We start from the raw sequence: 17,737 nt of genomic DNA on the forward strand, positions 1-17,737 counted from the left end.
TCCTAGGCGTCGCAGGGTGCTCGTCGCACATGGAAATAGCCGATCATCGCCCTCGGTTGTCCGATCGGCTGATGACCGAGAGCGTCGGGGGTTGGGAGGTCAGGCGGACTGCCGGTGGCGGCCGAGTGACAGGAGCAGGCCGGCGACGGCCAGGGCGATTCCGGCGGCGGCCGTGTACGCAGGGAGTTGGGCGGGGATGCCGAGGTGGACGGTGATGCCCAGGATGCGGGACAGGCCCCAGGGCAGCAGCGCGAGCTGGTCGTTCCACACCGTCAGCGCGCGTTCCAGGCCCACCACCGAGACCAGGGCGGACAGCACGCCGAGGGGCACACCAGCGGCGGTGAGGGTCAGCCCGACGGCGCTTCGGCGGCGCAGACCGTACCGGTCCCGCAGGACCACGGCGACGACCACGAACAGCCAGCAGAACGCCGCGAACGCGACGGTGACGTACGCCGCGCGCAGACTCGGAGCAGTCCAGAAGGCGAACCAGTAGCCGCCGGGTCCTCGCCCGGCGAGCGCCGCCAGCAGCAGCACGCTGCGCAGCAGCGCGACGCCGCCGACCACGGCCCACAGATGGAACGGATCCCGGCGGCCGACGACGAGGCGTACGACGAGGGTGAACAGCGCCCACCCACCGAGGGTGACCAGCAGGTGCGCCGGCGCGGCGAACCAGGTCAACACGAGCCGGCTCGCCACCAGCACCACGGCCGGGACCAGCCACACCAACACCCGGTCCGCCCGCGTCACGGGCGTCGGCAGCGCGGCGACCCGCCACGGCCGGAGCGCGCCGAGCAGCAACCCGCGCGCGGCGGCTGCGCCGAACCCGCGCCCGTACAGGCCGAGCAGCACCACCAGCAGGATCGACCCGAGCATCGCCCGGGCCGCCCAGGCCATCGCCGGGTCCCGGTCGGCGCGCTGCGCCCCGAGGTCGGCGGCGGTGAAGTTGTACGCGGGCAGGTCCAGGTCGGCGCCGTAGCGCTGCCGGTGCGCGTCGCGCGCGTCGTGGTACGCCGCTGCGGCCAGCCGCCAGTCGTGGCGGGCGGCCGGGGCACCCGTGTCCAGCCACTGCGCGTGCCGCAGCACCATGGCCCGGTACGCGCTCAGCGTCTCGAACAGGTCGACCTGGTAGTCGAGAGTCGCGGCGAAGCGCCCGCGCAGCTCGGGGTCCCGCCAGGTCGCCGGTTCGGTCGCAGCGACCAGGTCGCGCATGCGCCGGGCCAGCACGACTGCCTGCCTGCCCTCCTCGATCGCCTCGTCGACGCGGCCGCCGGTCACCGCGTAGATGCTGTCGAGCGCCGCGGAGTCCCCGGTCGGGATGTCCCACTCGAAAATCCACATCATGGGCGGCGGTTCCAGCCCGAGCGCCCGCACCGACCGGTCGGCGTACGGACCGATGTAGAGGCCCTTGGTGACCGCCTGCCGGGACAGAGCCATGGCCTGCCCGATCGCGGCGACGGTGCCCGGGTCGCCGGAGAACGTGCGGTACGCCCAGTCCGCCGTGACCTGCGCCGGGTCGGCGTGCGGATCCCAGGCCAGGCGGCCGACGGCGTACGTGTTGAGGTCGTAGAGCTGCCAGAACCCTGCGCGCAGGTACAGCGACATGGGCCCGGCGCGCAACGGCCCGCCGTCCTGGGTCCAGTTCCAGACACCCTCGACGTTCGGGTTGGCCGCAAGGAATGCGCGCAGCGCCTGGCGGTGAAGCGGGCCGAGGTCGTTGGGCAGCGAGCCGAACGCCTCGAACTCGCGCCGGGCCTGGAACTCCACGATGCGGCGGTGCCTGCCGCCCAGCAGCGTGGTGTTCAGCGGTAGGTGGCTGTAGAAATCGCCCAGGGTGTACTTGGTGGACACGATCAGATGCGGATCGTCGAGCCCGCCGAGGACCTGCGCGTACGACACCGGGTTGGTGTGCAGGTCGCCGACGGCACCGACGCCCACCGTCCAGGTGCGGAAGATGATCTCCTTCCCGGCTGGGCCCGCGGTGTCCAGCAGCGCCCGCAGCATCGCGCGCACCGACGTTTCCGTGGTGACCGCGAGCCTCGACGAGTAGTCCCAGCCGGTTCCGGCGTACACCTCGCCGCCCTCGCCGACGCGGACCATGAGGCCGTCGACGAACGGCATGCTCTCGAACAGCTCGGCCAGACCGGCCTGGTAAACCGCCCACAGCCGGGGGTCGGCGACGTCGAGGCCGCCGACGGTCCGCGTCAGGTATGCCTCCAGCGGGGGCGACACCGCGAGCATGTCGGTCAGCAGAAAGACCCGCACGCCCATGTCCTCGGCGTACCGGAAGACAGGGCCGAACGCCGCGACCATCGCCCGCGCGCGGTCGACGTGCGGGTCTCCGGGCGGGTAGACCGCGCGCCCGTCGCCGACCTTCACGAACGTGACGTACTCCAGGAAGCCGGGCACGACGATTCCGTTGAATCCCTGTGCCACCGAGTGGTCGACGAACTGCCGAAACTGCGCGTCGATGCGGGCCACCGCGCCGGCGTCCACCCACGGCGCGCGAGGCAGCACCGCCGACCCGACCACGTCGGTGTTCAGGCCATAGTCGTCGCCGGCGGCGAAGACGGCCGGGTCGGGCTCGCGCCCCACCGAACCCGCATCGGTCAGCCGCAGGCCGAGCCGGGGGATGACCACCCGACCCGCGTCCGCCGCGGGGAGCGCCTCGGCACCGGAGCGGATCCGGTCGGCCACCCGGTACATCCCGGCTGCCACGCCCGCGACGTCGCCACCCTGGACAGCCAGCTCGTTGCCGTGCACGTCGAGCCGGTACGACTCCGGCGCCCCGCCGAGGGCGGCCAGCACGCCCGCCCGCAGCGTGCTCACCGCCGACAGGTCCGGAGCCGCGGCGCGCGCCGTGCCGGTGCCCGGCGCGGCCGTCGCGGACCTGGCCGGCCTCGACGCGGCCGGGACGAGCACCGGCCGGGGTAAACCGCGGAAGACGACCGCGTCGGCGACGGCGGCTGCGGCCTTCCTGATGCGCGGCTCGTCGGGTACGACGAGGGACGCCAACGGCGGGACCGGCGCAGGCGTCCGCGTCGGCGCGGCGACAGCGTCCTCGCGCGGCACGGCGGCGGGGGCGTGGCTCAGCCCCAGCGTGTCGCCGACTCCCCAGGCCGTGGCCGCGCCGAGTGCCAACAGGACCGCTGCGGCGACGAGCAGCGGGTACGGCCTGCGGACCTGGGCAACGTGAGCCACGCTCGCATGATAATGGCCTCACCGGCCTCCGTCCTCGACGTGCGGAAGCACGGCGGGAAGACCGAATGTGAATCTCCTGTGAGTTGCCGGTGGTCGGTCGGCAGCATGGTGCCGACGGCTCAACGACGCCTATACAATGCACCTCATCTATATCGAACTGTGGCCATGGCTGAGGTGGATCTGCTGCGTACTCAGGTAGCGCTGATCGGCCTGTTCCGGTTGGCGGCCGGACCGGCCACAGGTGCGACGGTCCCGACCGTATTCGCTCTCGGTGACCCGGGAGTGTGCCGGTGAGTGACCATGTGGCGAGTGGTCGGATGCACGTCTCCATACTGGGCCCCATACAGCTGCGCCGAGACGGCGTCCTGGTCCCGCTGGGTCCACAGCTCACCACGCTGCTCGCCATCCTGCTGTTGGAACTCGGCAAGCCGGTGCCGAGCCGGCGACTGGCGACACTGCTGACCGGCGACGATGTGTCGGACGCCGCGCGGGCCACCCTCCGCAGCCATGTCGCCCACCTGCGGCGTGCCCTCGAACCGGGTGAGCGGGGGCGGCGTGACAAGGGGCTCATCGCCACGGTCGGCCGCGGAACCGCAGCGGGATACCGGCTGGACCTGGACCCGGCGTGCATCGACGCCGTCCAGTTCGAGGAGTCGCTCCGGGAGGGCCGTCGACTTCTGACGTTCGGCGATGCCGAGCAGGCCGACCGGGCCGCCGCGATCCTGCGTACCGCGCTCGACCACTGGCACGGCGAGCCCTACGGAGACCTCGCGGACAAACCTTTTGCGTTGGCCGAAATCGCGCGACTTCGGGCAGTTCACCGTGCGGCGTTGCTCACCTACGCGGAGGCGATCAACGGGTTGGGGCGGCACGCCGAGGCGATGGGCGACCTGACCGGCGCGGTGGCCGCGGATCCGTACGACGAGGGCCTGCGTTGCATGCTCGCTCTCACCCTCTACCGCGACGGCCGGATTGACGAGGCGGCGGAGGTGTGCCGGCAGGGCTTGGCGCTGTTGGGTCGCCGGGGCATCGACGCATCGGAGCTGCACGCCCTACAGCGCGACATCCTGCGGCGGGAGGTGCGACAACCGGTCGGCGGTTCGGCCGGTCGGCCTTCGGTGCCCCGGATGCTGCCTCCGGACGTGCCGTGTTTCGTCGGCCGTGCGCAGGAACTTTCCAGGGCGGAGGCCCGACTGACCGACCGCGACGAGCAGCGGTCGGCGATTCTGCTGGTCCTCGGTCCGGCCGGGGTCGGCAAGACCAGTTCGAGTTTGCGTCTGGCCCACCGGCTGGCCCCTCGGTTCTCCGACGGGCAGCTCTATGCCAACCTCCGCGGCTTCGACGCCACTGCCGCAGCGCTGGCGCCGACCGAGGTGTTGCGCGTCTTCCTCGAGGCCCTCGGCGTGGCACCGGAGCAGATTCCGACCAACCTCAACGGACAGATCGCCAGATATCAGGCCCAGTTGCGGGACCGACGGATCCTGATCATGCTCGACAACGCTCACAGCGCCGACCAGGTCCGGCCACTGCTTCCCTGCTCGACCACGTGCGTGACAGTGGTGACCAGTCGAAATCGGATGTCATCCCTGATCGCCGTCGACGGCGCCCACCCGCTCACCCTGGGCCTGCTGGACGAGGGGGAGGCCGGCCAACTTGTCCGCGACCGAATCGGCACCGACCGCGCCGGGAAAGAACCCGAGGCCGTCTCCGAGATCGCCCGGCTCTGTGCGGGCCTCCCGCTGGCACTGTCCATCGCAGCCGCCCGGGCCGCTGCCAACCCTCAGTTCACCCTCCGATCCCTCGCTGGCGACCTGGCCGGCGCCGGGGTGCTGGACCGGCTCACCGACAGCGACTCTTCGGTGGACGTACGCGCTGTGTTCTCCTGGTCCTACCAGGCCCTGACCCCGGCGGCCGGTCGACTGTTTCGGCTGCTCGGCCTGCATCCGGGCCCGGATTTCACCGCCGCCTCGGCTGCCAGCCTGGCCGGTCTGAGTCGGCGCACGGCCAACGCTATGCTCGCCGAACTGACCGGTGCTCACCTGACTCAGGAACGGGTCCCGGGCCGTTACGTCCTGCATGATCTGCTCCGGGCCTACGCCGGTGAACTGAGCGAGGCCGAGCCCGAGCGGCAGGCTGCACGGCGCCGGTTGCTGGACCACTACCTGCATTCGGCCGTCGCGGCGGACAGGGTGCTGATGCCGTACCGGCCACCGGTTGCGGTGGTCGCACCGGAGGAGGGCGTGACGCCCGAAGACATCGCGGAGGTCGACCCCCTCGCCTGGTTCACAGTGGAGCACCAGACGCTGATCGCCATGGTCGATTGCGCTGCCCAAGCCGGTCTCGACCGGCACGCCTGGCAGCTGGCCTGGGCGACGGCGACCTATCTTGGCCGGGGCAGCTACTGGCACGACGTTCTGACCACCCAATCCCTGGCCCTGTCGGCGGCGTCCCGCCTCGACGACCGGTCGGCGCAGGCCCAGTGCCGCAGGGAACTCTCCCACGCGCTCGCCGGGCTCGGGCGACCCGAGCAGGCGCGGGATCAGCTGCACCGGGCGCTGGCCGACCTCGCCGACGTCGCGGATCCGATCGGCCAGGCGTACAACCACCTGAGCCTGGGTTGGCTGTATGAGTTGCAGGGTGATCGGCGAGCGGCGATACACCACGACCGGGTCGCGCTCGACCTGTTCAGGCGAGGTGGCGACCGCAGCGGTCAGGCCCGGGCACTGAACGCGGTGGGTTGGGATTACGCACAGGTCGGCAACTATCGGCAGGCCATCGGTTACTGCCGGCAGGCGCTGTCGCTGCATGCCGAACTGAGTGATGACGCCGGAGCGGTGAACACCTGGGACACCCTCGGCTACGCCTACCACCACCTGGGCGAGTACGGCATCGCCGTCGAGTGCTACGAGCAGGCACTGTGCCTGAACGTCGGGCATCGCTTCAAGGAAGCCGAGGCCCTGGCACATCTCGGTGACTGTCACCATGCTCTGGGTGACATGGCGGCCGCCGCAAACAGTTGGGGACGGGCGTACGCGATCATGACCGAGCTGCGCATCGGCGGTGCCGAGGCCGTACGGGCCAAGCTGGAACTCACCCGGACAAGTCTGCCGGCCGTTGGTCATGCCGAAGGCGAGCGTCGGGCGTTGAGAACCGCCCCCAGTATCCGCTCGCCGGCGAAGTAACCGATTCGCCGTGAGTCGAAGCTCGAGTCTGGATTATCGCCCAGGAGCACCACCATGCCTGGCGGTACTCGTTCCTCAGCCAGCGCTGGCACCCGGTCACGGGGTACCGGATCACCAGGCACCGCCGCCACCCTCTTGATCAACCAACGGCGTCGGCCCACCTCGGATGCCGAGGCGCCGTCACGCAACGGCGGCAGCGGCCATGTGCCGTCGAGGGTCGGATACTCCACGACCACCACATGTCCTGTGGCCGGCATGCTGCCCCGCCGGACCAGCACCCGGTCGCCGCCGCGGTAGGTCGGCTCCATGCTCGCGCCGTACACGGTCACCGCGACGAGACGACGTGTCAGTAGGCACCGTCCGAGCAGGACCGCGCCGGCCAGGGCAGCCAACGACCCGAAGATCAGCATCCACTCGTACGGCGGGGTCCCGTCGACGAAGGTGACAGCGCGGATCATCTCGCCTCCGTCGCCAGCGCGCTCTCGGCGTGTTCGCCGTAGCCGGACGCCTGAAGATCGAACAACCGGCGGTAGGTGCCGTCGGCCGCCATCAGCGAATCGTGCGTGCCTCGTTCCGTCACGCCGCCGTCGGCGATGACGACAATCAGGTCGGCGTCGCGGAGGGTGCCCAGACGATGGGAGATCAGCACGCTGGTCCGGCCCGCGCGGTACCGCAGCAGGCGGTGGTGGATCTCGTCCTCGGCCGCGGCGTCGAGCCCGGACGAGGGCTCGTCGAGGATCAGCAGGTCCGGTCGGTCCCGCAGGAAGGCGCGGGCAAGCGCCAGCCGTTGCCACTGGCCACCCGAGAGGACCACACCGGTGGTCGGGTCCTGCTTGTCCGACTCCTGGTAGAAGATCCTGGACAGCAGGGTGTCGTAGCCGTGCGGCAGTGCGGTCAGCACGTCATGAATGCCGGCCGTACGCGCGGCGGCGGTGATCCGTCCTCGCTCGCCAAGGGCGGTGAGATCACCCAGAGCGATGTTCTCGGCTGCGGTCAGGTCGTAGTGCATGTAGTCCTGAAAGACGGCGCCGATACGGAGCCGCAGCTGGGCCGGATCAACCTCGCGGATGTCCACCCCGTCCCAGAGAACCTGTCCACGGGTGGGGTCGTGGAACCTGCACAACAGCTTGACCAGTGTCGACTTGCCGGCGCCATTGAGCCCGACGACCGCGAGGGTGGCGCCGGCCGGGATCCGCAGGTTCACCCCACGCAGGACCCACGGCGTCTCGTCGGAGTAACGGAACCACACGTCCCGCAGCTCGATACCACGCCTCAGCTGGTCGATCGGTTGTGCGACCGAGGCGATGGGCAGGTCGGGCGGACTCGTCGTCACCGCTACGTAGTGGTCGAACATCAGCAACGCGTGGTGCGCGCGGGCGATCTCCGCGGCCAGCGTGGCCAACGCGTTCTGCACGCCGGCGACCGCCGCGACGAAGACAGTGACCTCACCTATGGTGATCCGACCGGCCGCTGCGGCGCGGACCGCCAGCAGCAGGCCGATACCGGCGACGACCGCGGACACGAGCGCCAGGCCGGTCTGCGCCAACAGTTCGCGGCGGTCGTTGAGGTGCTTGGCCCGGTTGACCGTCCGGCGGTCGGCCAACATCCGCGCCCGCAGATGGCCGCCGGTGCCGAACAGTCGCACCTCCTTTGCCGCTGCGGAGGTGGAGAGCAACTGGCTGTAGAAAAACTCGCGGCGTTCCGCCGGCCCGATCCGCCACTGCATCCCGGCCCGATAACGGGCCAACAGCATCTCGGTCGCGAGCATCGGCACCGCCGACGCCAACACCAGCACGGCCAGCATCGGACTGAACAGGTAGAGCGACCCGAGGAACCCGGTGACGGTGATCGCCGTACGGGCGGTGCCGAGGACACCGTCCACGACCTGGCTCGGGGTGGTGCCACCGGTCTGCTGGGCGAGCCGGAGTCTATCCAGGAAGTGGGGGTCCTCGAACCGGTCGAGACCGACGAAGCGGTCCACTGCCGTGAACAACCGTTCCTGCGCGAGCAGGCCGACCGACCGGTCCAACTCCGCCCGCAGGTATCGGGTGAGGTGCGGCGTCGATCCCGCCACCATGCCGGCGACGGCGAGCGCCAATCCGATCTGGGTCAGAGTCTTCGGCGCCGCGTCGCCGACGATCCCGTCCAGAATCCCCTTGGTCAGCCACGCAATCAGCACGGGCAGCGCACCGGCGCCGAGCATGAGCACCACGTACCCGAGCAGGGTCACCGGGGCGGCCCGGCCGACCAGCAGGCAGGCCGTACGGATTCGGCGTGCCGACCGCGCCGGTGGTGCCAACACCCTCGACCCGCGGCCGCCATCCGCCGCGATGACGCTCCGCCGCGTCCGCCACCCGATCATGCCGGGGCCGGCGCCGTTTGCTTGATCCGAACCACCCGGCCGGCGTCGTCCGGACCGACCCACATCATGGTGGGATAGGTGAAGGCGCGGAAAGCGTTGCTGAGGGGACCGCCCTTCGGCTCGACCACGACCCGCGCCACAGCGGCGAGCCGCTCGACGAACGCATCGGCATCGTCGGCTCCGGCCGCGACGACAGCGAGCACCTGCTCCCGGCCGCCGGGCACCCGCCGGGCGTGCTCGACGAGTTCGGGCAGTTTCTCCCGGCAGGAGTCGCAGGACGTGGAGACGAAGGCCACGAAGGTTTCCCCCAGCAGCAGCTCGCGGCGCACTGGTGCGCCATCGATGTCGAGGGCAGCGAAGTCACCCACCGGGTCGGCGATGCCCAGTTCGGCGGAGAGCCCGGCCTCGTTCGAGAGCAGCGCCGTGTGCTCACGGAGACGCTTCAGTACGCCGAAGGTGAGTAGGAAGTTCACCGCACTGAGCAGGCCCACGATCAGAACGGCCGAAACAAGAATGGTCATCTGTTGCTCCTGAGGAGTAGTCAACGACTGGGGGTCGTAAGTCGCGGATCGTGGTCGACCCTGCGGAACAGAGCCACCAGGTCGTCGGATCTGGTGGCCAGGAAGCCCAGCAGCAGGCCGACGAAGCCAGCGAGCACCAGCCCCGCCGGCCGGAGGGGGCCGGGCGGTGACGCGGCCGCCGCGACGGCTCCGCCCGTCGCCAGGCCGGTGAGCAGTATGTTGCGGACGACGTGCCTGCGGCCGAGCCTCTCGGCGGTCGCACCGAAGCAGCGGCAGGTACTCGCGGTCCCCCGTTGTACCGCGATTCCCACGCCCACCGTGAAGATGCCCAGCAGCAGGGCCGCACCGACGAGCGCGAGGCTGGGAACGAGCCCCGTGGGCACCGCCAACGCCGCACACAGCGCACCCTCCACCACCACCAGGACGATCGCGGCCGGACGGACCAGGCGTCGCGGCAGCAGGCCGACTCCGCGCAGGGAGGCGACGAATGCGGGGAACGCACCCCGTCCCCACAACTTGCCGACCGAGGACGCAAGGAATACCAACCCGATCGCGCACCGCACACTGATGGCCAGATAGTGCATTGGTGTTCCCTTCGCTTCGACTCATTGACGCCCGGCCACCCCGGCCGAGGATCGACCAGCCGATTCCGATCATGGATTCCACATCGGAGATCTGGCTTCACGACCTCGGCCGGAGGCAGGAAAGCCGCATGGTGACAGCGGTCAGTCGCCCTGCAGCCTCATTTGTCAGCAGCCCTTGCAGTAGATCCACTCGCCGGGCTGATCGATCTCGCCGACGGTGCAGGCGTCGCAGGGCAGCGCCCGTCCGCACCGGCTGATGCACTGCCAGCACGAAGGCCAGCTGCCACAGCCCGCCGACGCATTGATCTTCGGCACGAACATGGCCAGCAACCGGCCGCCCATGCCCTCGATGATTCCCCTCATCCGAGCCTCCCGACATACCCGAGGAGCACCGTGCTCCCTCTGAGGAACACCCTGCCGAGCCGTGGTGCAAGGCTGGTGCAAGGGCCGTGGAAGAGGTGTGGAAGCACGGCTGGCTTGCGCTTCGACTGGCGATCGCCGGCGACCAGTTCAACGCTGCCTGCGGTCCTGCAGGCAGTGCGGCAGGCAGCTATGACATAGATGGGATTACATGTCTTGCGTGATCTCAGGTATGAAGACCGAAGGCACGTCTCGGTGCTGATTCCTGAGAAGGAGCGACAGATGAAACATGCCCTGCGCCGCCTACGAACGGGGGCGGTCGCGCTCGCTGCCTGCTCACTTGGGCTGAGCCTACTGTCGGTACCCGCCGCCGAGGCGTACTCGGTTGCCCCTCTCGCGCCACAATCCGAGCGGGCACCGGAATCGAACCAGTTTTCGGCAGAGGGGGTGACCACGGTCGGTGAACTCCGCACCGTCGCCAGCTCCCTGTCCTACGCCCCGAACGGCGGGACACAGATCATTCAGCATCCCGGCGCCACCTACGTCAAGGTGCACTTCAGCTCACTGCGACTCGCCCAAGGCGACTACGTCACCGTGTCGAGCCGCGACGGCAAGGAGAGCTACCGGTACGACCGCCACCTGAACCGGGCGACCGGTTCGGACTACACCACCGACGGGCAGCCGGGTTTCTGGGCGATGTCGGTGGAGGGCGACACCGCCGTGGTGACACTGCACAGCAGCCGCCCCTCACGTGGCAGCGCCGCCATCATTGACCGGTTCTGGCGCGGATACGACCGCACGGAAATCGCCGCGCACAACTTCTCCACCCAGTCCGTGTGCAGCACCGACGCCCGCCGGGACGTGGTCTGCTACCAGAACAGCCACCCCACCGAGTACGCCCGCGGCAGGGCGGTGGCGCGGCTGCTGATCAGCGGCGGTGGACTGTGCACCACCTGGCGGGTCGGCAACACCAACCGGATGCTGACGAACAAGCACTGCTTCTCGACGCAGTCCGCCGTGAGTGGCAGCGAGATGCAGTTCAACTACCAGTGCGCGACCTGCGGCGGCGCGAATCCCGGCGCCGGCACCAAGGTCAGCGGTGCCACCCTCTACAGGGTGAGCAGCGGCGGCTCCAGCCAGCTGGACTACACCCTGTACTCGGTCAACAACTTCGCCGCCATCCAGGGTTTCGGCACGCTGTACCTGGCAACTACCGCCACCAGCAACGGCACCCGGATCTATGTCCCCGGGCACGGCGACGGCACTGCGAAGCGGCTGTCGATCTACGAGGACACCCAGAACGGCGCGACGTGCGCCGTCCGCAACGCGAACTACAACACCTGGAACATCAGTTACAGCTGTGACACCTCGGGCGGCAACTCGGGTTCACCCGTGCTGAACGCCAGCCACCGTGTGATCGCCCTGCACCACCTCGGCGGTTGTCCGTCCAACCAGGGCGCGAAGGCGCACCTGATCTACAACGAGATCGCCAGTCTGATCGACAACGGCTGAGACCGCGCCAGGGCCCGCCGTTCGGCGGGCCCTGGCACCCGGGAGAAGATCAGCGAAGGGTGTCGATGTCGATGACGAACCGGTAGCGCACGTCCGAGGCGAGCACGCGCTCGTACGCGTCGTTGACTGCCTCGGCGCCGATGACTTCGACCTCGGGAGCGATGCCGCGCTCGGCGCAGAAGTCCAGCATCTCCTGCGTCTCGGCGATGCTGCCGATGCTGGAGCCGGCGAACGAGCGTCGATTGCCGAACAACGCGAAGACGGGCACCGGCAGCGGCTCCGGCGGGGCGCCCACGCTGACAAGCGTGCCGTCCAGACGTAGCAGGCCGAGGTAGCTGGCCATGTCGATCGGTGCGCTGACCGTGTTGATGATCAGGTCGAAGCTGTTCTTGAGCGCCTCGAACGTCGCCGGGTCCTTGGTGGCGTAGTAGTGCTCGGCTCCGAAGCGCAGGCCGTCGTCCTTCTTGCCCAGCGTCTGTGACAGCACGGTCACCTCGGCGCCCATCGCCGCGGCGATCTTGACGGCCATGTGGCCCAGGCCACCCAGGCCCACCACGGCGACCTTCTTGCCGGGACCGGCGTTCCAGTGCGCCAACGGAGAGTACGTGGTGATGCCCGCGCACAGCATCGGCGCGGCCGCCTCGTACGGGATGCTTTCCGGCACCCGCAGCACGAAGTCCTCGTTCACGACGACGTGGGTCGAGTAACCGCCCTGGGTCACGGTGCCGTCCCGGTCGACGCCCGCGTACGTCTGGGTGTTGCCCTTGAGGCAGTACTGCTCGTTTCCGGTGCGGCAGTTCTCGCACTCGCGACACGAGTTGACCATGCAGCCCACACCAGCACGGTCGCCGACCGCGTGGCGGGTGACGTCGGCGCCGACCTCGGTGATCCGGCCGACGATCTCGTGGCCGACGGTGAGCGGGTAGGGAACCTTGCCCCAGTCGCCGCGCACGGTGTGGATGTCCGAGTGGCAGATGCCGGCGTAGCGGATTTCGATGAGAACATCGTGCGGGCCCAGGTCCCGCCGTTCGATCGTGGTACGCACGAGCGGTTCGGTGGCAGAAGGCGCGGCGATGGCGTTGACGGTGAAGATGATGTCCTCCGGTGACGTGATGCTGACCTACGTGCAGCTCGCCACAGCCGTGGCGGCGCTGCGAGTCTCTGTCGGGCGCGTACTGCTGGTACCCCCTCAGGCGCGCCGGGTGTCGCTCCGGCTGACCAGGCTACTTCTTTGCCTACCGCGCGGCCCGTGAGTGAGGAGCCCGCACGCTTCGCTGGGTGCTGGCTCACATGACCGGCGAAACCACCCGGCATGCCGGAGACACCGACATCCTTCGCGAACTGGTCGACGGAGTCACAGTCCGTTGTTCGCGGTCAGCGTGACGAGTGGGGTGGCGGCCCGCGGGCCGAATCGTAAAGGGTGTGGTCATGAATGCCGCCTACGTCCTCGTGCATAGTCCGTCGGCTGCCTGTTCGTTGATGCGGCGCTGCCGTCGCCTGTCGGACCGACGCCTGTCGCGCCACCAGAGCTGTTGGACTTTCTACGCCCCAAGGTGACCGGCGGTCGGCTTCCGCAGTGGACGGCGTGGTGGGACGAGTCCGACGTCGCGCTGGCGATCCTCGACGTCCTGGGTCCCGACATGATCCGATGCGCGGCCTCGCTGGCGGCGACGAGGCGAAGGCGACCACACCGACGACCCGGTGAGGTGCCATCCGAGGATTCCACTCGACCGGACAGTTCGGTGGCTTATGGTGAAAAGCCGGCGTTTCCAGCGCCGTGCGCCGTCCGGATCCGGACCACAGACCTTCACGTTGTCCAGCCGAAGGGCGGATCCATGACCGAGAAGACGTCGCGGTGCCGCGTGCCGACCGGCGCCGCCGACGCGCGCGACGTCCAGCACGGCTGAGATGGACTGGGCCGGATGGGCGTTGTTCGGGTTGGTCGCCACCGCGGTGCTGACCGCCGCGCTGATCACCGCTCAACTGGCCGGCCTCACCCGCCTCGACTTTCCCCTGGTACTCGGGACGCTGGTCACCGAGGACCCCGACCGGGCCCGAGTCGTCGGTTTTTTCATCCACCTCTGCGCCGGTCAGGGCTTCGCTCTCGGCTACGCGGCCACCTTCGCCCTGCTGCACCGCGCCACGTGGTGGATCGGTGCACTGCTCGGGACCGTCCACGTCGGAATCGCGCTGACGGTCCTCCTGCCGCTGCTTCCGGGGGTCCACCCGCGCATGGCCTCCCAACGGGCAGGTCCGGCCAGCACGGCCGTGCTGGAGCCGCCCGGCCTGTTCGGCGTCAACTACGGCATCCAGACTCCAGCGGTCGTGGCTGTCGTACACGTCTTCTACGGGGTGGTCCTCGGGCTGCTTCTTCGGGCCCACTGACCCTCGTCCCGCGACTCGTCGGGAAGCGATCACCATGACCGGTGGATACGAGAGGACGCCTCCCCGGCCCCTGGCGCCGATCAGCGACTACGGGCTGCTGGGTGACACCCGCACCGCGGCTCTCGTCGACGGTGACGGCGGGATCGACTGGCTCTGCGTGCCCCGCTTCGACGGCGAGCCCCTGTTCGGCCGGCTGGTCGGGGGCCCCGATGCGGGGACGTTCCGGCTCGGCCCGGCCCAACCGGCCACGGTCGTCGAACGGCGCTACCGGCGGCACACCGCCACCCTGGAGACGACGTGGGAGGTACGCGGCGGACGGCTCACCCTCACGGAGGGGATGGTGGCCGAGGTCAGTGGTCGCCTGCTGCCCACGACACTGATCGTGCGGCGCCTGTCGACCGATGATTCGGCGGTCGACGCCGTCGTCCAGTTCGACCCCCGCTTCGGTGTACGGCACCGCCGGCCACGGGTCCAGCACCGCCGCCAGGCGCTGGTGTGTCAGTGGGGGTCGCTCGCGGTCTCCCTGGGCAGCGCGCCGCGGCTCTCCATCGAGCCAGGCCGCCCCACCTCGATCACGGTCAGCCCGGGCCGTCCGGTCACCCTCGTGCTTGCCGTGGCGCACCGCGAACCGCTGATCCACGTCGACCCGGCAGCGGCCTGGGACCTCCTGACCGAGGACGAGGACCGCTGGCGGGACTGGACTGCGGAGATCGACCGGTCGCTGCCTTTCCGGGAATACGTCGTTCGAAGCCTGCTGACCCTGCGGCTACTGACGTACTCGCCTTCACGTGCCCCGGTGGCCGCACCCACCACGTCTCTGCCGGAGGATCCCGGTGGGGTACGGAACTGGGACTACCGCTATGTCTGGCCTCGAGACGCCAGCATCGGCGTCAGCGCCTTCCTCAGCGTCGGCAAGCCCGACGAGGCACAGGGTTTCCTCGCCTGGCTGCTGCACGCCAGCCGGCTACAGCGGCCACGCCTACCGGCGCTGCTCACCCTTCATGGGCGCCGGGTGCCCGCCGAACGGGAGCTGCCCGGCTGGCCGGGCTATCTCGGCAGCGTCCCGGTACGGGTCGGCAACGGCGCCGCCGGGCAACACCAACTCGACGGCTACGGCTGGGTGATCGACGCCGCCTGGGCGTTCGTGCAGGCCGGGCACCGTCTCTACACCGAGACATGGCGGGCGATACGCGGCTTCGCCGACATCGTCGCCCGTTACTGGCAGGAGCCCGACGCCGGCATCTGGGAGGTACGCGAACCTGCCCAACACGTGCATTCCAAGCTCATGGGGTGGCTCGCCCTGGATCGAGCCCTGCGCATCGCCGACACCCACCCCCTGTCCGGCCGCCGACGCCGACGTTGGCAGGAAGCACGAGATGCCATCGCCGCCGAGGTACGGACATCCGGCTTCAACCCGACGGCGGGCAGCTACGTCCGCAGCTACGGCTCCGATGCCTTCGACGCGGCCCTGCTCGTCCTGCCGCTGCTGGACATGGACAGCGTCGAGTCGCCCCGTGTGCAGGGCACCATCAATGCCGTTCGGGACCGGCTCTCCGCCGGGGGTCCGCTGCTCTACCGCTATCCGCCGGGCAGTGACGGCTTCCACGGCACCGAGGGCGCATTCCTGCCGTGCTCGTTCTGGCTGGTGCAGGCCCTCGCCCGCACCGGGCGCCGCACCGAGGCGGTCGAACTGTTCCAGTCCATGCTCGACCACGCCAGCCCACTCGGGCTCTACGCCGAAGAGTTGGACCCGACGACCGGCGCTCACCTCGGCAACTATCCCCAGACACTGACTCACGCCGCGCTCGTCCAGGCCGCGCTCGCCATTCGCGACGCCCCCGCCGGCTAGGTTGGCAGGCCCCGGCTAGGAATCGGGGCGCTCCAGTGAGATCTCGACGAGGCCGTCGGCGGCGTAGCCGAGCCGTATCCGAACCCCCTCCACGACGAACTCGTCAGAGGTCGCCTGCACCGGGTCGCCCAGGATCGTCGGCGCTTGTTCGCGATCGCTGCCCACGGTCAGTCCTGCGATCAGCGCGGCGGGACGCGGATACGCGTCGTCGCCGACGAGGCGAAACGTCATGCTGCTCACGCCATCAGGACCGGCCGCGATCAGCGCTCTGCCGGCGGCAAGGCTCCGCGAGATCTCGACCTGTTCGCCGTCCGCCGGCCCACCCAGCGCATCGACGTGCCACCAGAGCTCGCCCGCGAACCGAGCTGGGATCAGGCGCTTCCGGCACGAGAACCACCGCGCTGGTCGCCACGCCGCGCCGCTCGGGTGGAGGAGACGCAGGTCGTCATGCTGGCCCTGCCAGCACTCGCCTTGGAACGCGCGACGATCACGCCCAGTGCCCGAGTTCGGCGTCGATGCGGGGATCGGAGCGCACCCACACTTCGCCGCTGCCGGCTCCGGCCGGGGCGTCGACGCGCTCGAGCCCGAGGGCCTGGATCAGACTCAGCAGTTCGTCGCGAGCCTCGCCCGCTTCCTCGAGCGTGCGGCAATCGAAGAGGACGTAGTGCACACCCCAGGGATCGTTGTAGCCCGAGTCGGCCCAGATGCGACAGAAGCGGTCAACGGCATCCCGGTCGAGCGGCGCGGTCAGTGACCGCTCGCCGCTCAGCGCCGCAGCCGCGGCGAAGCCGCGCGCGATGTCATCGTCGCTCCACCATGGCGCTGCCTGCGCGACTGCGGTAGGCGTGAAGTCCTCCAACGCGAGGAAGCGCTCCAGCAGCCTGCCGACCTGGGCATCCTCGACGTCCAGCCGGTCCTCCTGCAACCGCACCAGCAAGCCCTCGGACATCATGCAGGGGCCCGAATACGTGAAGATGCCGGTCCCGGCCACGAGCCTGCCGCCGTTCGGATGTGAGCTGGTGCGGATCGTGCTGCCCGGCTGCGGCATGTCCCGCACCAGCGCGAGCAGGTCAGGCGGCACGCCGTCGTACAGCGCGGCCCGCGCTTGGGCGTCGATGGAGGCCAGCGGGCTCCCGCGGTCAAACGTGACCACCAGGCCGCGACCGTCCGCGGCGAACCACCCGTCGACGGAGTCACCACTGCCGTCGCCGAACCCATAGTGCGTGAACCCCGCGACCGTCGTCGGCTCGCGCCCGTCGATGTGGGTCAGGACGGCCAGTCGACGGCACAGTTCGCGCGGGTGGGTCCGTCGGAGTACCGACCTGTCGAAATCGAATCGGAGCTGTTCACGCATGGCGCTGGGCACGTCAGGCCACCATGGGCCGTACCGGCCGAGCTTGACGAAGCCGCCGCGGATGAACATGAACGCGAGTTTGCGAAAGTCGCCGGCGTTGACGAGACGGAACTCTGTGCGCGGATCCTGCCCCCCCGATGACCCGTGCGACGATCCCGTGGTCGAGCCAGAGGACCAGTCCCTCGTCGCGCTCATCCGTGATGCAGAACAACGCGTTGTCGTCCGCACGATGCCGATCGATGAACTCCAGGAACGCGCCGAGGGCGTCTGTCGGGCCACCGGGGACCCACTCCTGCTCGTTGTCCTTGTCGTCGCTGAAGGTCAGGGATCGCATTGCCGTCCTCGGTGCTTCGGGCCTCGTACGCCTACTGCCAAGGCCAGACGTTGAAGCGGAACTCTCCCACGCCGCCGTCCGCCACGACATCGACTG

At 69.7% G+C, this 17,737-nt stretch carries 14 protein-coding genes and 1 pseudogene; 5 read left to right on the plus strand and 10 right to left on the minus strand.

The window, feature by feature from the left end; genetic code table 11:
* Positions 1 to 99: 99 nt before the first annotated feature.
* Positions 100 to 3,198 carry a hypothetical protein gene (locus GA0070561_RS23065; RefSeq protein ID WP_208603832.1) on the minus strand — a complete coding sequence of 1,033 codons (3,099 nt, stop codon included), beginning with the start codon at positions 3,196 to 3,198 and terminating at the stop codon, positions 100 to 102.
* A gap of 290 nt (positions 3,199 to 3,488) precedes the next feature.
* Between GA0070561_RS23065 and GA0070561_RS23070 the strand changes: the two genes are divergently transcribed.
* On the plus strand, positions 3,489 to 6,380 hold the full coding sequence (locus tag GA0070561_RS23070; protein ID WP_141710438.1) for an AfsR/SARP family transcriptional regulator: 2,892 nt from the start codon (positions 3,489 to 3,491) through the stop codon (positions 6,378 to 6,380).
* On the opposite strand, the gene GA0070561_RS23075 is transcribed toward GA0070561_RS23070, so the two are convergent.
* The 5 genes from GA0070561_RS23075 to GA0070561_RS33215 form a co-directional block, all read right to left on the minus strand.
* Positions 6,317 to 6,838 carry a S26 family signal peptidase gene (locus tag GA0070561_RS23075; protein ID WP_208603833.1) on the minus strand — a complete coding sequence of 174 codons (522 nt, stop codon included), beginning with the start codon at positions 6,836 to 6,838 and terminating at the stop codon, positions 6,317 to 6,319. The two genes, GA0070561_RS23070 and GA0070561_RS23075, sit on opposite strands and share 64 nt — an antisense overlap.
* Positions 6,835 to 8,682: an ABC transporter ATP-binding protein gene (locus tag GA0070561_RS23080; RefSeq protein ID WP_244166392.1), complete on the minus strand. Its 1,848-nt coding sequence runs from the start codon at positions 8,680 to 8,682 to the stop codon at positions 6,835 to 6,837. The genes GA0070561_RS23075 and GA0070561_RS23080 overlap by 4 nt, the downstream gene beginning before the upstream one ends.
* A gap of 56 nt (positions 8,683 to 8,738) precedes the next feature.
* Positions 8,739 to 9,263 (minus strand): TlpA family protein disulfide reductase, encoded by a 525-nt coding sequence (locus GA0070561_RS23085; RefSeq protein ID WP_091404680.1) that lies wholly within the window; start codon positions 9,261 to 9,263, stop codon positions 8,739 to 8,741.
* 20 nt (positions 9,264 to 9,283) lie between these two features.
* Positions 9,284 to 9,847 carry a MauE/DoxX family redox-associated membrane protein gene (locus tag GA0070561_RS23090; protein ID WP_091404683.1) on the minus strand — a complete coding sequence of 188 codons (564 nt, stop codon included), beginning with the start codon at positions 9,845 to 9,847 and terminating at the stop codon, positions 9,284 to 9,286.
* A gap of 165 nt (positions 9,848 to 10,012) precedes the next feature.
* Positions 10,013 to 10,210, minus strand: a complete 198-nt coding sequence (locus GA0070561_RS33215) for a hypothetical protein (RefSeq protein ID WP_112639507.1) — start codon at positions 10,208 to 10,210, stop codon at positions 10,013 to 10,015.
* A gap of 444 nt (positions 10,211 to 10,654) precedes the next feature.
* Between GA0070561_RS33215 and GA0070561_RS23095 the strand changes: the two genes are divergently transcribed.
* Positions 10,655 to 11,719 carry a trypsin-like serine peptidase gene (locus tag GA0070561_RS23095; RefSeq protein WP_244166393.1) on the plus strand — a complete coding sequence of 355 codons (1,065 nt, stop codon included), beginning with the start codon at positions 10,655 to 10,657 and terminating at the stop codon, positions 11,717 to 11,719.
* Between the two features lie 49 nt (positions 11,720 to 11,768).
* Here GA0070561_RS23095 and GA0070561_RS23100 read toward each other — a convergent pair whose 3' ends face one another.
* The gene (locus GA0070561_RS23100; RefSeq protein ID WP_091404686.1) at positions 11,769 to 12,812 is read right to left on the minus strand and encodes an NAD(P)-dependent alcohol dehydrogenase; all 1,044 of its coding nucleotides are present in this window, start codon (positions 12,810 to 12,812) and stop codon (positions 11,769 to 11,771) included.
* Between the two features lie 144 nt (positions 12,813 to 12,956).
* Between GA0070561_RS23100 and GA0070561_RS33220 the strand changes: the two are divergent.
* The 3 genes and pseudogenes from GA0070561_RS33220 to GA0070561_RS23125 all read left to right on the plus strand — a co-directional run.
* Positions 12,957 to 13,102: pseudogene (locus GA0070561_RS33220) on the plus strand (mycothiol transferase); the annotation flags it as partial.
* 525 nt (positions 13,103 to 13,627) lie between these two features.
* Positions 13,628 to 14,104 (plus strand): hypothetical protein, encoded by a 477-nt coding sequence (locus GA0070561_RS23120; protein WP_091404692.1) that lies wholly within the window; start codon positions 13,628 to 13,630, stop codon positions 14,102 to 14,104.
* A gap of 34 nt (positions 14,105 to 14,138) precedes the next feature.
* Positions 14,139 to 15,953, plus strand: coding sequence for a glycoside hydrolase family 15 protein (locus GA0070561_RS23125; protein WP_091404695.1), 1,815 nt, complete (start codon positions 14,139 to 14,141; stop codon positions 15,951 to 15,953).
* Between the two features lie 15 nt (positions 15,954 to 15,968).
* Here GA0070561_RS23125 and GA0070561_RS23130 read toward each other — a convergent pair whose 3' ends face one another.
* The 3 genes from GA0070561_RS23130 to GA0070561_RS34775 form a co-directional block, all read right to left on the minus strand.
* Positions 15,969 to 16,184, minus strand: coding sequence for a hypothetical protein (locus GA0070561_RS23130; protein WP_091404698.1), 216 nt, complete (start codon positions 16,182 to 16,184; stop codon positions 15,969 to 15,971).
* A gap of 256 nt (positions 16,185 to 16,440) precedes the next feature.
* Positions 16,441 to 17,376 carry a hypothetical protein gene (locus GA0070561_RS23135; protein ID WP_208603834.1) on the minus strand — a complete coding sequence of 312 codons (936 nt, stop codon included), beginning with the start codon at positions 17,374 to 17,376 and terminating at the stop codon, positions 16,441 to 16,443.
* Positions 17,321 to 17,731 carry a DUF6357 family protein gene (locus GA0070561_RS34775; RefSeq protein WP_425255911.1) on the minus strand — a complete coding sequence of 137 codons (411 nt, stop codon included), beginning with the start codon at positions 17,729 to 17,731 and terminating at the stop codon, positions 17,321 to 17,323. Before GA0070561_RS34775 ends, GA0070561_RS23135 begins: the two co-directional genes overlap by 56 nt.
* Between the last annotated feature and the right edge of the window lie 6 nt (positions 17,732 to 17,737).

It is taken from the genome of Micromonospora saelicesensis, assembly GCF_900091575.1.
GTDB classification, from domain to species: Bacteria; Actinomycetota; Actinomycetes; order Mycobacteriales; family Micromonosporaceae; genus Micromonospora; species Micromonospora saelicesensis.